Source organism: Paenibacillus bouchesdurhonensis, from assembly GCF_900155685.1.
GTDB classification, from domain to species: Bacteria; Bacillota; Bacilli; order Paenibacillales; family Paenibacillaceae; genus Fontibacillus; species Fontibacillus bouchesdurhonensis.
Genome location: NZ_LT732548.1, coordinates 1083500 through 1098270, shown reverse-complemented (window position 1 = coordinate 1098270; position 14771 = coordinate 1083500). Strand labels below are relative to the sequence as shown.

The 14771-nt window shown below is 48.4% G+C and carries 9 protein-coding genes, 4 tRNA genes, 2 rRNA genes and 1 other annotated feature (1 of these 16 cut by a window edge); of the genes, 1 reads left to right on the top strand and 14 read right to left on the bottom strand.

The window, feature by feature from the left end:
• Positions 1 to 1982 (bottom strand) — a sequence feature (mutual gap in cmsearch alignment for this rRNA model is longer than 100) (it extends 826 nt beyond the left edge of the window).
• The 7 genes from CZ379_RS27275 to CZ379_RS09370 form a co-directional block, all read right to left on the bottom strand.
• A tRNA-Ala gene (locus CZ379_RS27275) sits at positions 1074 to 1149 on the bottom strand. Its footprint overlaps the feature before it by 76 nt.
• Positions 1192 to 1268 (bottom strand) — tRNA-Ile (locus tag CZ379_RS27270). It lies within the feature at positions 1 to 1982.
• A gap of 447 nt (positions 1983 to 2429) precedes the next feature.
• Positions 2430 to 2505 (bottom strand) — tRNA-Ala (locus tag CZ379_RS09390).
• Between the two features lie 42 nt (positions 2506 to 2547).
• A tRNA-Ile gene (locus CZ379_RS09385) sits at positions 2548 to 2624 on the bottom strand.
• Between the two features lie 46 nt (positions 2625 to 2670).
• Positions 2671 to 2787 (bottom strand): 5S ribosomal RNA (rrf, locus tag CZ379_RS09380).
• 141 nt (positions 2788 to 2928) lie between these two features.
• A 16S ribosomal RNA gene (locus CZ379_RS09375) occupies positions 2929 to 4483 on the bottom strand.
• A gap of 376 nt (positions 4484 to 4859) precedes the next feature.
• A complete protein-coding gene (locus CZ379_RS09370) occupies positions 4860 to 5747 on the bottom strand; it encodes a nucleotidyltransferase-like protein (RefSeq protein ID WP_110931402.1) in 888 nt (295 codons plus the stop codon).
• 124 nt (positions 5748 to 5871) lie between these two features.
• Between CZ379_RS09370 and CZ379_RS09365 the strand changes: the two genes are divergently transcribed.
• Positions 5872 to 6255, top strand: coding sequence for a YgzB family protein (locus CZ379_RS09365; RefSeq protein ID WP_110931401.1), 384 nt, complete (start codon positions 5872 to 5874; stop codon positions 6253 to 6255).
• A gap of 71 nt (positions 6256 to 6326) precedes the next feature.
• On the opposite strand, the gene CZ379_RS09360 is transcribed toward CZ379_RS09365, so the two are convergent.
• From CZ379_RS09360 to gatC, 7 genes are all read right to left on the bottom strand, one after another.
• On the bottom strand, positions 6327 to 7997 hold the full coding sequence (locus CZ379_RS09360; protein WP_110931400.1) for a glycosyl hydrolase family 18 protein: 1671 nt from the start codon (positions 7995 to 7997) through the stop codon (positions 6327 to 6329).
• A gap of 186 nt (positions 7998 to 8183) precedes the next feature.
• Positions 8184 to 8609, bottom strand: a complete 426-nt coding sequence (locus CZ379_RS09355) for a Fur family transcriptional regulator (RefSeq protein ID WP_110931399.1) — start codon at positions 8607 to 8609, stop codon at positions 8184 to 8186.
• Between the two features lie 135 nt (positions 8610 to 8744).
• On the bottom strand, positions 8745 to 10577 hold the full coding sequence (locus CZ379_RS09350) for a DUF4097 family beta strand repeat-containing protein (RefSeq protein ID WP_234404870.1): 1833 nt from the start codon (positions 10575 to 10577) through the stop codon (positions 8745 to 8747).
• A 121-nt stretch (positions 10578 to 10698) separates the two neighbouring features.
• A complete protein-coding gene (locus tag CZ379_RS09345) occupies positions 10699 to 11175 on the bottom strand; it encodes a GNAT family N-acetyltransferase (RefSeq protein WP_110931398.1) in 477 nt (158 codons plus the stop codon).
• A 57-nt stretch (positions 11176 to 11232) separates the two neighbouring features.
• The gene (gene gatB / locus CZ379_RS09340) at positions 11233 to 12672 is read right to left on the bottom strand and encodes an Asp-tRNA(Asn)/Glu-tRNA(Gln) amidotransferase subunit GatB (protein ID WP_110931397.1); all 1440 of its coding nucleotides are present in this window, start codon (positions 12670 to 12672) and stop codon (positions 11233 to 11235) included.
• 47 nt (positions 12673 to 12719) lie between these two features.
• Positions 12720 to 14174 carry an Asp-tRNA(Asn)/Glu-tRNA(Gln) amidotransferase subunit GatA gene (gene gatA / locus CZ379_RS09335; protein ID WP_110931396.1) on the bottom strand — a complete coding sequence of 485 codons (1455 nt, stop codon included), beginning with the start codon at positions 14172 to 14174 and terminating at the stop codon, positions 12720 to 12722.
• Between the two features lie 132 nt (positions 14175 to 14306).
• Entirely contained in the window at positions 14307 to 14594 is a 288-nt protein-coding gene (gene gatC / locus CZ379_RS09330; RefSeq protein WP_110931395.1) for an Asp-tRNA(Asn)/Glu-tRNA(Gln) amidotransferase subunit GatC, read from the bottom strand.
• Between the last annotated feature and the right edge of the window lie 177 nt (positions 14595 to 14771).

Genomic DNA, 14771 nt, shown 5'->3' with positions numbered 1-14771 from the left:
GGGGTCTTTCCGTCTTGTCGCGGGTAACCTGCATCTTCACAGGTATTAAAATTTCACCGGATCTCTCGTTGAGACAGCGCCCAAGTCGTTACGCCATTCGTGCGGGTCAGAATTTACCTGACAAGGAATTTCGCTACCTTAGGACCGTTATAGTTACGGCCGCCGTTTACTGGGGCTTCGGTTCACAGCTTCGGGATTACTCCCTAACCGCTCCCCTTAACCTTCCAGCACCGGGCAGNATTACAGGGCTTTTACCTTCTACGGCCGGCCTTTCCAGACCTGTTCGTCTAACCTGTTCCTTTGTAACTCCGTGTGAGACGTCCCACAACCCCAGAGAGCAAGCTCTCTGGTTTAGGCTGTTCCGCGTTCGCTCGCCGCTACTGACGGAATCACTCTTGTTTTCTCTTCCTCAGGGTACTTAGATGTTTCAGTTCCCCTGGTATGCCTCTACGCATCCTATGTATTCAGATGCGAGTGACTGCGTATTACCACAGCCGGGTTTCCCCATTCGGACACCCCCGGATCAAAGCTTGCTTACAGCTCCCCGAGGCAGTTTCGTTGTTCGCCACGTCCTTCGTCGGCTCCTAGCGCCTAGGCATCCTCCGTGTGCTCTTAGTAGCTTAACCATAATGCTTCGGTTTTGCGCCTGGCGCTCTGTTGTTCGTCGATTTCTTGATCAAGTAAATTCATACAAGGTAGAAATCGCCTCACAAAGGATCTCCAGTCCCAAAACCTTCGCTAGCCACTTTTCACTTCACTTGTTTTGACACAAGTTCAGCTATGATGAATTTTAATTTGGCTTTGCAGCTCATTTAAATTCATCAGAAAAGGAATATTTCTAAAACGCAAATTTCGTTTCGTTATCCAGTTTTCAAGGATCAAATGCTCGATCATGCGCAGCCATCACTTCGTGAGGTTGTAATGATCAGCAATGATGAAATTTTGTAACGATCACGCAAGGTGACGTTCAACATTTCAACAAATTGTTCCACCACCACTTTACTGGCGGAAGACTATCTTATCAAGTCCACACTCACCAATCAAGCGGTAAGTTATGGAAGAGATAGCATTTATGGTGGAGCCAAGCGGGATCGAACCGCTGACCTCCTGCTTGCAAGGCAGGCGCTCTCCCAGCTGAGCTATGGCCCCATACGCCACTCCAAAGCACGTATAAGTGAATATGGAGTTGTATGGTGGGCCCTAGTGGACTCGAACCACCGACCTCACCCTTATCAGGGGTGCGCTCTAACCAGCTGAGCTAAGGGCCCGTAAAAGTAATGTTAAATTTAAAAGGCAACCCATAAAATGGGCTGCGCTTGGCGACGTCCTACTCTCCCAGGACCCTGCGGTCCAAGTACCATCGGCGCTGGAGGGCTTAACGGTCGTGTTCGAGANGCTCTGACTTCTTGTAAGCACACGGTTTCAGGTTCTTTTTCACTCCCCTTCCGGGGTGCTTTTCACCTTTCCCTCACGGTACTGCTTCACTATCGGTCGCTAGGGAGTATTTAGCCTTACCAGATGGTCCTGGCAGATTCATACGGGGTTTCACGTGCCCCGCACTACTCGGGATCCGTCTCGGAGGGAACAGACTTTCAATTACAGGGCTTTTACCTTCTACGGCCGGCCTTTCCAGACCTGTTCGTCTAACCTGTTCCTTTGTAACTCCATGTGAGACGTCCCACAACCCCAGAGAGCAAGCTCTCTGGTTTAGGCTGTTCCGCGTTCGCTCGCCGCTACTGACGGAATCACTCTTGTTTTCTCTTCCTCAGGGTACTTAGATGTTTCAGTTCCCCTGGTATGCCTCTACGCATCCTATGTATTCAGATGCGAGTGACTGCGTATTACCACAGCCGGGTTTCCCCATTCGGACACCCCCGGATCAAAGCTTGCTTACAGCTCCCCGAGGCAGTTTCGTTGTTCGCCACGTCCTTCGTCGGCTCCTAGCGCCTAGGCATCCTCCGTGTGCTCTTAGTAGCTTAACCATAATGCTTCGGTTTTGCGCCTGGCGCTCTGTTGTTCGTCGATTTCTTGATCAAGTAAATTCATACAAGGTAGAAATCGCCTCACAAAGGATCTCCAGTCCCAAAACCTTCGCTAGCCACTTTTCACTTCACTTGTTTTGACACAAGTTCAGCTATGATGAATTTTAATTTGGCTTTGCAGCTCATTTAAATTCATCAGAAAAGGAATATTTCTAAAACGCAAATTTCGTTTCGTTATCCAGTTTTCAAGGATCAAATGCTCGATCATGCGCAGCCATCACTTCGTGAGGTTGTAATGATCAGCAATGATGAAATTTTGTAACGATCACGCAAGGTGACGTTCAACATTTCAACAAATTGTTCCACCACCACTTTACTGGCGGAAGACTATCTTATCAAGTCCACACTCACCAATCAAGCGGTAAGTTATGGAAGAGATAGCATTTATGGTGGAGCCAAGCGGGATCGAACCGCTGACCTCCTGCTTGCAAGGCAGGCGCTCTCCCAGCTGAGCTATGGCCCCATACGCCACTCCAAAGCACGTATAAGTGAATATGGAGTTGTATGGTGGGCCCTAGTGGACTCGAACCACCGACCTCACCCTTATCAGGGGTGCGCTCTAACCAGCTGAGCTAAGGGCCCGTAAAAGGAATGTTAAATTTAAAAGGCAACCCATAAAATGGGCTGCGCTTGGCGACGTCCTACTCTCCCAGGACCCTGCGGTCCAAGTACCATCGGCGCTGGAGGGCTTAACGGTCGTGTTCGAGATGGGTACGCGTGGAACCCCTCCGCCATTATCACCAAACGCATAAGAGGCTTAACCTCTCAAAACTGACCAACGAGTGAGCTAAAAGCTTTACGAAGTAAAGCTACTTCGAAAGCATATCCGGCAGCTTGCGCTGACCGTATTTGTACCGCTTCGCTACGGAAGCGAGGTACTCCATAGAAAGGAGGTGATCCAGCCGCACCTTCCGATACGGCTACCTTGTTACGACTTCACCCCAATCATCTACCCCACCTTCGGCGGCTGGCTCCTTGCGGTTACCTCACCGACTTCGGGTGTTGTAAACTCTCGTGGTGTGACGGGCGGTGTGTACAAGACCCGGGAACGTATTCACCGCGGCATGCTGATCCGCGATTACTAGCAATTCCGACTTCATGCAGGCGAGTTGCAGCCTGCAATCCGAACTGAGACCAGCTTTGATTGGATTCGCTCCACCTCGCGGCTTCGCTTCCCGTTGTACTGGCCATTGTAGTACGTGTGTAGCCCAGGGCATAAGGGGCATGATGATTTGACGTCATCCCCACCTTCCTCCGGTTTGTCACCGGCAGTCACCTTAGAGTGCCCATCCGAAATGCTGGCAACTAAGATCAAGGGTTGCGCTCGTTGCGGGACTTAACCCAACATCTCACGACACGAGCTGACGACAACCATGCACCACCTGTCTCCTCTGTCCCGAAGGAAAGGTACATCTCTGTACCGGTCAGAGGGATGTCAAGACCTGGTAAGGTTCTTCGCGTTGCTTCGAATTAAACCACATACTCCACTGCTTGTGCGGGTCCCCGTCAATTCCTTTGAGTTTCAGTCTTGCGACCGTACTCCCCAGGCGGAATGCTTAATGTGTTTACTTCGGCACCAAGGGTATCGAAACCCCTAACACCTAGCATTCATCGTTTACGGCGTGGACTACCAGGGTATCTAATCCTGTTTGCTACCCACGCTTTCGCGCCTCAGCGTCAGTTACAGCCCAGAGAGTCGCCTTCGCCACTGGTGTTCCTCCACATCTCTACGCATTTCACCGCTACACGTGGAATTCCACTCTCCTCTTCTGCACTCAAGCCACCCAGTTTCCAGTGCGACCCGGAGTTGAGCCCCGGGATTAAACACCAGACTTAAATGACCGCCTGCGCGCGCTTTACGCCCAATAATTCCGGACAACGCTTGCCCCCTACGTATTACCGCGGCTGCTGGCACGTAGTTAGCCGGGGCTTTCTTCTCAGGTACCGTCACTCTTAGAGCAGTTACTCTCCAAGACGTTCTTCCCTGGCAACAGAGCTTTACGATCCGAAAACCTTCATCACTCACGCGGCGTTGCTCCGTCAGACTTGCGTCCATTGCGGAAGATTCCCTACTGCTGCCTCCCGTAGGAGTCTGGGCCGTGTCTCAGTCCCAGTGTGGCCGTTCACCCTCTCAGGTCGGCTACGCATCGTCGCCTTGGTGAGCCATTACCTCACCAACTAGCTAATGCGCCGTAGGCCCATCCCTTAGTGACAGATTGCTCCGTCTTTCATTGCTTCTTCATGCGAAAAAGCAAATTATCCGGTATTAGCTAACGTTTCCGCTAGTTATCCCAGGCTGAGGGGCAGGTTGCCTACGTATTACTCACCCGTCCGCCGCTAAGTTATTTCGGAAGCAAGCTTCCAAAATAACTTCGCTCGACTTGCATGTATTAGGCACGCCGCCAGCGTTCGTCCTGAGCCAGGATCAAACTCTCCATTAAAGGTGAAAGGAAGTTTTACCCGAAGGCAATTTCTCTTTCAGCTAAGTGTTTGACTTGCTCATTTTGAATCTGACGAGATCAGATTTACATCTGACTCTATTTTTAGATTTCACTTCCGTGAAACCCGCTCACTCGTTGTTCAGTTTTCAAAGATCAAACCTTATTTCGTGCGTCGCCTTTGTTTCAGCAGCGACTCTTATAATATATCACGATCACCCGGATTAAGTCAACAAGTTTTTTAAAAAACTTTTTTAGGCTCATGCCTGTATATATTTTTTAAAATCTTGCTGCCTTGAAGGGGCGAGATTTAATTTAACACAGATCATACATAAGAGTCAATCTATATTTATACTTATTTCTTTGGAAATGACTTACATCAAAATTTTCCCGCCAAATACTTGATCTCACGCTCTTCCCCAATGCTTCCCTTTGGCTCGCTTGTTACTTCATATGCCAAGGAATGATACACCAGTTTCCTCAACAGCATGGGGACTTCTTCTCGCACATGCTCTAATTCTGGAAGCTGTCTGAGCTCTTGGATGCTCCAGGCGTCTTTGCGGCTAGATAAAATGCGCAGCAATACCGAGCAGCAGTCCGACATCTTGGATATAATCGTAAACTCACAAGCCAGCAGTACAAGCTGGATTCGCTGCTCCAATGTCTCCTTATTATCCGTCAGCTCGTCAAACAGCTTATACACGACAGAGTTCAGCGGGCGCACTTGCTCCCATACACTGCTTTCAGGTAAAATCCCCTGTTCAATCAATTCTATTCTTGCGTAATGCTTCAAGGCCTGCAGCACATTATAATAAGCGTCGAGGAAATCAAGATCTTGGGTATAGCGCTTTGCTTCTATGTACATCTTTAGAAATTTTGCAAATTCAATAAATTTGCGCTGCTCTCTCATACCTTCTCCGAATTCAATGATTTCATTACACAACCGTGCTAATTCTCCTTCGACATCCCAAATAATTTCTCCATGTAAAAAACACTGTACAATTTCCCGGTTCTCACCAGTCATTACCCAGCGTTTCAAATCCTCGTTGCCAATATAAAGCAATTGATACTGCATATCTCCATTTGTACAATGCTCAATTTCAATCCCCGCTTCATTCATTCCCTCGCATACCGTTATAACAACCAGTTCAAAGTTGTAAATAAGCGAGCTGTGAAATTCTCCACTGTTGTGGCGATATCCGATAGCGCCTAATGCTTGGCGGCCGACACTATCTTCATCAACTAATGAATAAATAGTTGGTTCCACGATATCCTCCTACCTTGGCGTTATCCTGCCAATTCGTTATAATATAGTTCTACGCTATATTGAAGTTTCCTGCTTTTTTTTAAGCAGCGTTCTAAAAAAATATCATGAATTGAGGTTTGCTCAAATGTTCTTCAAATCAAGCAAAATCAATGAATTCAGATTATGGGGCCTTCTCCTCACTATGATCGGAATGGGGCTTATGGTTCTCGGTACAGCAGGCATCGTCTTCTGGGGACAATCGGGAAAAGTTGTCGCCGGAATCGGACTTGTCATCGGACTCATCGCTATGCTCGGAAGCTTGGCTGTTTACTTCATCGCTGGCATGCTGTCCACCTCTGCAGTTCAATTGGAATGCCCAGAATGCCGTAAATTAACAAAAATGCTTGGCAAGACGGATCGCTGCATGTTCTGCAAAACCATGTTAACGTTAGATCCTGATCGAGCAAATATTACAGCCGAACAATTGCAGCAGCAAAAAATGGCTGCCGCACATTCCGCAAAATCCTAATACAACAAATAAAAAGGCGGGCACTTATAAGTGCCCGCCTTTTTATTTTCCCATAACTTCTATAACAATTTTCAGTTGGCGATTTTGCTCAATACTTCCCAAGCTTCGCTTGAAGCAAAACTCCGATTCCACGTTGCGATACCTCCAAGCTGAAGCGACTTCGCCATTTCCACCCGACGAGCCAAGGAGTCCTTGTCTTCCAACCAAATTCGGTGAAGAGCCCCATCTTCACGGTATTCGACGTAATTCTGACCGGTTTCCTCGGACAGCTTCGGCTTCAGCGATTTTTCCTTAATGATTTCCTGAGCCTTCTTCATACCGATCGCTTTAGACTTCACCTTCGTGGATCCGTCTTCCTGCGTCTCTGTCCATACCCGCGTGTATAATGGTATTCCCAAAATCAACTTGCCGGGAGGCACATCATCCTCCTCAATAATCCGCGTCATCGAAGAACGAGCCCAAGGCAGAGAGGCAACAGAGCCTGATACCGGACTTGCAGCCCAATGCTCATCATATGCCATGACAATTAAATAATCGGTTACCTCTGCCAAAGACCTGCGATCCAGGAACGCCGACCACATTTCACTGTTTGATTTTGGAGTCACATCTATAGAAATCACGAGTCCCTGCTCTTGCGCCAGCGGCCACAATTCCCTCATGAATTGGGTCAAATTGGCTCCATCCTTTGTATAAACATTCTCATAATCAATATTAATGCCGTCTAAATCATATAGTTTTGCATAGTGCAGCATTTGTACAATTGTAGTCATGCGACGTTCGAAAGTCGACAAGGATTCCGAAGTGATTTCCGGCTCAAAACTATTGCTAAATAATCCCCACACCTGCATGCCACGGCCATGCGCCCAATTCACATAAGCGCGATCAGCTTTGCTTTGGACATTCCCTTTTCCATCCACGAGCGAGAACCAAGTAGGACTAACAACGTTCACCCCTGGCAGCTCCCCGATTGAAGATGGCTTGGGCGCAACATTGTACACGGCCTCCCAGGTTAAATTAACAATTGTGGATTGCCACTTTTGCTTGGCCTGAGGTGCGGCCTGCTCTTCCAGCGACGGAATAGTCACTTTCTCATCCAGTACTACATTCTTTTTTTTCACATATCCGGCATAGCCATTATCCAATTGGGCATAATACCAATCACCAGCCTCATCCAAAATCCGCAGATTCTCTCCCGGCTTCATCTCCGCCAAAATCGGTGTATGAATGCTGCTGCCTTGGCGCATAGCAACCACGGCATCCTTCTTCCGGCTAGAGGTTTGGACGTGAGCCGTTTGGAGCGACTCCCCTGCCCGATACAATAACACAGCACCGGAATCCCCATCTTCATGCGCCTCGATACCATACAGATCCTTCAATAGATAGGCCGGCAAGTATAAATTTCCATCCTTCTCCACCGGAGCAAACAACAATTGAACCGGCTTATTATTGATCTTTCCATTCATGTCGTCCGTCTTCATCAATACCAGTTTGCGCTGCGTAGTAAGAATGACCGACTTCGTCTCTTCTTCATATCTGATATTAGGATCAATCACCGATTGAATCACCGTAAAAGGAAGCTGCAACCCTTCCCCGCTATCCAAAGCGGGCAAATCCATCACTTCGCCTGCCACAAAAATCGGCTTTTCAATTTTACCTTTCCAGTCGGGATCGGCATGCTCCCAACTTGGCAAAAACTCAGACGCCGCCCAGTATGCACCGGCCGCAAGCAATACAAGTACCATGAACCACTTGAATCGTCCTCCGCGCCTGCGTCTCGTACGAGCCGTTCTTCTATTTTTCAATCCAAAGTACCCCCATCAATAGATAATAGTTGCGACGCGGCAAGCTCATATGGACTCGAAAAAACAAAAACGTGAAGAATTCACGAAGGAATTCGTCACGTTCTTCCAAATGCGCAGGTCAAATGATTATTGTTCCCGGCAATCGCCGCAAACCCCATAAAGCTCCATTCGGTGACCATGCACCTGGAAGCCGGTCATTTCTTCGGCCTTTTGTTCCACATCCTCCAACGAGGGATATGTGAAGTCTTTAATTTTGCCACACTTCTCACATATCACATGATAATGATTCGAGACGTCCGCGTCAAAACGGCTGGAGTTGTCTCCATATGTCAATTCCCGAACCATACCAGCTTCAATAAACATTTTGAGATTATTATATACTGTTGCCACGCTCATATTCGGAAAGCGGGGCGCTAACGCACGGTAGATTTCATCTGCCGTCGGATGGCCCATCGATTCCATAAGAAACGTTAAAATGGCATGACGCTGCGGCGTAATTCGAACCCCACTCAGTTTCAATTGATCCAGAGCATGCTGTACCCGCGTAGTCATTTTGTCCACCGCCTTTAAGAGGTTGTTGCCCGTCCTCCTCTGTCTTCTTACAACTTTATTGTACTTTTACAATAATTCGTTTGTCAATTGAGTGCAGCCAGGGAAGCAAACTCTGACAAGCCTAGCAAACCGATTTCATCGTTTATTCACAAACAAATTGCTGTTCCCTTCGATCTTTACTAAATATTCCCCCGTGCCCATAATTCCATTTATTGCTTTGTTATCGACTAGGAAAGGCAAGTCTGTCGTAATGTCGCCATATCCACTCGAGCCCTCCAGCATATAATCGCCTTCCTCGGGAATGATTAAGGTCATTTCTCCTACGGCGCTATATACATTCCAATCTCCCTCGATTTGCGGGGACTCGATCTCAACCTTACCATTCAGGGATTCGGCCCTTAGCGCAGCAGCCACACCCTTAATATTTATATTACCATTCTTCGTTGTTGCATGGATGTCGTCATCTACGTTCATCAAAGCGATGTTGCCGACCAATGTAGACATGGAGACTTTTCCCGTGATCATGTTTCCGATCATATTTCCACCTTGAGTCTCGGCATGGACATTGCCGAATATGCGATACATTTCCGCATCTCCATTCAGCGTTTTTGCCGTTACATCGCCATTGACGTCCCACAGCTTCAAATCCCCATTGCCCGTCTGCAGCTTAATCTGTTTCATGGCGCGAACTCCGCTCATTCTAATTTTTCCGCTTGAAGTACTAATATCAATGTCCAAGAAACGATTCTCCGGTAGGAATACGGTCATATTCAAACGAGGATGCCTCTTGCCGGAAGCACCATAGACCTGATCCTTTACATTAAGGGTCAACGCTTTGCCTTCGGTCGTCTGGAGCTCCGTATCTTCAGCCACAGCCTGAGCCTCTTCAGCCGGCAGCTGATCTACCCATACCGTACTCTCAACACGAATTCCTTCAATTTCTGCTCTTCTTACGTCAATGTTTCCATTAATGCCGTTAATAATAATTTGCTCGGTACTTAAATCGATGGGAATCTCCAGCGTTTTCTTCACCAAGCTGTATCCTTCTTCCACGCTGAAATCCGTGCCGGCAGTCGTCAAATCGAGGCTGACCCGGTTCCACAAATGCATGTAATGATCCTGTTGCGTTACCGCGAATACAGAGAATGCCACGAACAACGACAGCAGCATTCCTTTAATATCAACGCGAAGCAGTCTCAACGGATGAGCTGCTTTTCGGCGGTTCCACAGGAAAACGTAAATTTGCTCGATCCCTGCAACCACAAGCAGCAGCGGCCACCATTTCAACAAACGAAGCATGAAGTTACTGCCCGACGCAACATCCACTAGAAGGATGAGCCCTACACCCACTAGCAATAGAGAGGCCGTCATTCGCCCTGTTCTAAACCGCCTGCGACGATACTCCCGAATCATAAACAGCAGACCGCCCAAGATCAACAGCACCGAAACCACGTATCCTGCGCTTGCTTGGATGATGGGCGCGAGCCAAGACGGCTTTTGAATAAGCAAAAATATTACCCCACCGCCTGCCATTAGCCCCAGTCCAGAGAGAATTCCTCTCCAAACGTGCTCAGCCGATCGGGAAACTCCTTTCCGAGGATCATTCTTTTCACTCTTTACCCTTGCATTGACGACATCGGTAGATTGAAGCACATCATAAATGCTGTAGAAGTACATAGCAGGTATTAGAATTCCCAGTAAAAATAAAAATGGAATATTAATCGTCATTCGTATGGACGAGAAATAAATCAATGCCGAAGCATCCAGGATTAAAAAATAAATGATAGCTATCCCACGCCAAAACATCCGCAAATAAAGATGGCCGAGACCCGGGAACAAGGCCGACAGCATACAAGCCATAAACTTGCGTTTAAGCCGTCTGGGTCTATAGCGATTAATCGCCTTCTTTGCCGCAAGCTGTTGACTTTGCTGCACAGAATCACTTGTGTTCATTCCACCTCGCGTCATATCCATCCTCCTCTCAACAAAGCAGCTCTGAGCGATTAAACCTTCTTTGACTAATAATAACCGATTTCACACCCATTCGTAACTTGGAATGTACTGGCGCGAATACAAAGAAACTCTCCTATTAAGAGGAGAGTTTCACAGGATCAAGCTGATATATCGTTAATTCCACATCCGGCATCGCCATTGCAGTACCCGTGGCTACAAAGCCCTGCTGCTTATATAGAGCGACAGCTGGGGCGTTTAATGTGCCGGCTGTTACTTCGAGCAATGTGGTATCCGAATAGTGTTCAATAACATGGCGAAGCAGCTTTCTGCCTATTCCTTGACGCAGATGCTGGGGATGTACCATGAGGCGCGTAATCTCGGTAGTTCCTTCGTTTTTTTTCGTCGAAACAGCGATTGCGCCGATAATTTCTCCCCCCGAGGTGATATCTCCATAGAAAACTTCGGTGCTGTTCATCAATGTTTCAAACGTATCTGGAAGCGGGGGCATATATTTAGCTCCTACCGCATATGCCTCAAGACGGTAGGCTGCGTGCTGCAGTCTCCAAATTTGTTCGACGATCTCCGGATCCCGCAGTGATAGCGGTGCGATCACGCGCTCACCCCCTTCTTCATAGATCAACATTCGAGAAGCTTATCCGCAGCGAAGGCTCTAGCCCTTCAGGACATCTACTAAGAGCTTGTTAACGAGTCCAGGGTTGGCTTTGCCTTTACTGCGCTTCATAACCTGACCGACCAGGAAGCCAATCGCCTTCTCTTTACCCGCCTTGTAATCCTCCACAGAAGCCGGATTATCGGCAATGACCTCATTAACGATAGCTAGAATCGCTCCCTCGTCGCTGATTTGAACCAGTCCCTGCTCTTCAACAATTTGCTCAGGCCGCTTGCCGCTTTGCAGCATTTCCTTAAATACCGTCTTGGCGATCTTGGAGCTGATCGTTCCTTTCTCAATCAAACCGATCATCTCGCCGAGCCCTTGACCTGTTAACTTCACATCGGCCAGCTCTTGACCATTACTGTTTAAATACCCGAGCAGATCGCCCATAATCCAGTTGGAAACTGATTTAGCATCCTTTGTAAATTCGAGGCTGCTTTCGAACAGATCAGCCAACTCTATAGAGGAAGTAATGACCTCGGCATCATAGCTCGGAAGCCCGAATTTCTCGGTATAACGTGACTTGCGAGCATCTGGAAGCTCAGGAATAGAAGCTCTGATCCGCTCCTTCCACGCTTGGTCAATATGCAGTGTAACAAGATCTGGATCCGGGAAATAGCGGTAATCATGCGCTTCTTCCTTGCCGCGCATCGAGAACGTTTTGCCTTGAGTTTCATCCCAGCGCCGCGTCTCCTGCTCGACCTCTCCTCCGTCATCCAAAATTTCGGCTTGACGGTATTGCTCATACTCCAGTCCGCGCAGTACGCCGCGGAAAGAGTTCATGTTTTTAAGCTCAGCCCGTGTCCCTAGCTCCTTCTGCCCTACGGGACGAAGACTGATATTCGCATCACAGCGCATCGAGCCTTCTTCCATCTTCACGTCGGACACGTCGCAATATTGCATTATAGCGCGCAGCTTCTCCAAATAAGCCCGCGCTTCCTCTGGAGTGGAGATTTCCGGCTCGGACACGATCTCCACCAGTGGAGTACCGACGCGGTTGAAGTCGACGAGCGAGGCATACCCCCCGTCGATATGGGTCAGCTTGCCGGCATCCTCTTCCAGGTGAAGACGGGTGATGCCAATGCGCTTTGTTTTTCCATCAACCTCAATATCGATGTACCCGTTTTGTCCGATCGGCTGGTCAAATTGAGAAATTTGATAAGCCTTCGGAGAGTCGGGATAGAAATAGTTTTTACGGTCAAATTTGCTGACATCTGCTATTTCGCAATTAAGAGCCATTGCTGCTTTCATCGCGTAATCCACCGCCTGGCGGTTAAGCACAGGCAGCACTCCGGGATGCCCGAGACAGATCGGGCATGTATGACTGTTAGGCGGAGCGCCGAACTCCGTGGAGCAGCCGCAGAAAATTTTCGACTTCGTATGCAGCTCCACGTGCACTTCCAACCCAATTACCGTTTCATATTTGGATGTTGACATATTGATCCTCCTGAACACTTTAGTGAAACAACCCTGCTATCATCCTTTTACAATGATGGACGCCGTTTGTGATGGTCACTATTCGCTTCAAAGGCATGAGCTAGCCGCAATATAGTGCTCTCATCAAACGCTTTGCCGATAAATTGCAGCCCGATCGGAAGCCCGTCCTCAAATCCGCAAGGCACAGTAAGCGCCGGCATTCCAGCAAGGCTGACCGGAATCGTCAATATATCATTCAAATACATCGTCAGCGGATCATCCACCTGAGATCCTAGCGAGAACGCCGTCGTTGGCGTTGTCGGCCCGACGATAACATCATATTTCTCAAACGTTTGGTCAAAATCGCGCTTGATCAAAGTACGTACCTTCTGTGCTTTTAAATAGTAAGCATCATAGTATCCGGAGCTGAGCGCATAGGTTCCGAGCATAATTCGCCGCTTCACTTCCGGACCGAAGCCCTGGCTGCGGGATTCATGATAGAGATCAATCAGGCTGCCCGCATGATCGGCACGCGCTCCATAGCGAACACCGTCAAAGCGCGACAGATTTGAGGATGCCTCCGAGGAAGCCAGCAAGTAATAGGCAGCGACAGCATACTCCGTATGAGGAAGCGATACTTCCTCCCATACGGCGCCTAGGCTTTCGAGCAGACGCAGTGCTTCCATGACAGAAGCCTTGACTTGCGGATCAACGCCTTCCATATACTCCTTCGGTACCGCGATGCGAAGCCCAGCGATTTCCCCGGTTAAGGCACTTGCATAATTCGGAATATCGACTTTAGCCGATGTAGAATCCTTCGGATCATATCCCGCGATGGCCTGCAGCACATATGCCGCATCCTCTACATTCTTCGTAAGCGGCCCGATTTGATCGAGCGAGGAAGCAAATGCAACCAAGCCATACCTCGATACAAGGCCATAGGTTGGCTTAAGTCCAACGACTCCGCAATACGAAGCAGGCTGACGAATCGATCCGCCCGTATCTGAGCCTAAAGCAAAATAAGCTTCACCCGCAGCCACAGCAGCAGCCGATCCGCCGCTTGAGCCGCCCGGTACCCGGGTCATATCCCATGGATTGCGAACTGGATGGAAGCTTGAATTCTCGTTGGAGCCGCCCATCGCGAACTCGTCCATATTCAATTTACCAATCAAAATAGATTCGGCTTGTTTCAGCTTTGAAATGACCGTACCATTATAAATCGGATCATAGTTGGACAGAAAATGGCTGGCGCAGGTCGTGCGCAGTCCCTCCGTCACCATATTGTCCTTTACTCCAACTGGCAGGCCGAACAAGAGGCCCAAAGTTTCGCCGCTAACCAGCTTATCATCCAAGCGCGCTGCTTCTGCGCGTGCGCTTTCCTCGTTCAGCGTCAAAAAGGCGCCGATCCGCTCATCTCTTTCTCCGATCTTGGCAAAAGCTTCGCCAACCAAATCGGTAACCGATAACTCCTTGTTACGGAGCTGGCTATGTATATCCTGTAAACGTAAATCAAAAAGCGTCACAACCGCTTCCTCCTTCCAAAATTGGGCAACTCGTCCACCAGGACAGCACATGCGTTGGCTAACACATCGGTTAAATTCATAGGGTTAACCATTTGTTGATTTGCTTGCTCGTTATTTTAGCAACCTCATCGGTTATTCCAGAACGGCAGGAACCTTAAATTGCCCATCCTCTTCTTCCGGGGCATTGCGGAATACCTGCTCTTGCGTCAAGCTCTCCTGCACGACATCATCGCGCATAACATTGCTGAGGCGAAGCACATGAGTCGTTGGTTCTACGCCTTCAGTATCCAGCTCATTAAGCTTCTCGGCATATTGTAAAATCGCATTCAATTGCTCCGTAAATACATCCAGCTCTTCATTCGTTAAAGTTAAACGGGCCAGCTTGGCCACATGTTCAACATCTTTACTCTCGATGCTCATTTCCGTGAATCCTCCTCGTACCTTCCCTGACGGGACTTGATTCGTCCATTTTAACATGTCCGCATAGATGATTAAAATTATATTGTAGATTATCTCACAATTCAATCCATTAACGCGAAGCATGAATGAACCTCAAAAGCCAACACAAAGCAAAAGTGAACTCAAAAAAGGTCGGCA

Bases quoted from the DNA above. Each gene is read 5' to 3' on its own strand.
- gatB (WP_110931397.1), bottom strand. From the start codon at position 12,672: ATGTCAACATCCAAATATGAAACGGTAATTGGGTTGGAAGTGCACGTG.
- CZ379_RS09360 (WP_110931400.1), bottom strand. From the start codon at position 7,997: ATGGTACTTGTATTGCTTGCGGCCGGTGCATACTGGGCGGCGTCTGAG.
- gatC (WP_110931395.1), bottom strand. From the start codon at position 14,594: ATGAGCATCGAGAGTAAAGATGTTGAACATGTGGCCAAGCTGGCCCGT.
- CZ379_RS09350 (WP_234404870.1), bottom strand. From the start codon at position 10,577: ATGACGCGAGGTGGAATGAACACAAGTGATTCTGTGCAGCAAAGTCAA.
- CZ379_RS09365 (WP_110931401.1), top strand. From the start codon at position 5,872: ATGTTCTTCAAATCAAGCAAAATCAATGAATTCAGATTATGGGGCCTT.
- CZ379_RS09355 (WP_110931399.1), bottom strand. From the start codon at position 8,609: ATGACTACGCGGGTACAGCATGCTCTGGATCAATTGAAACTGAGTGGG.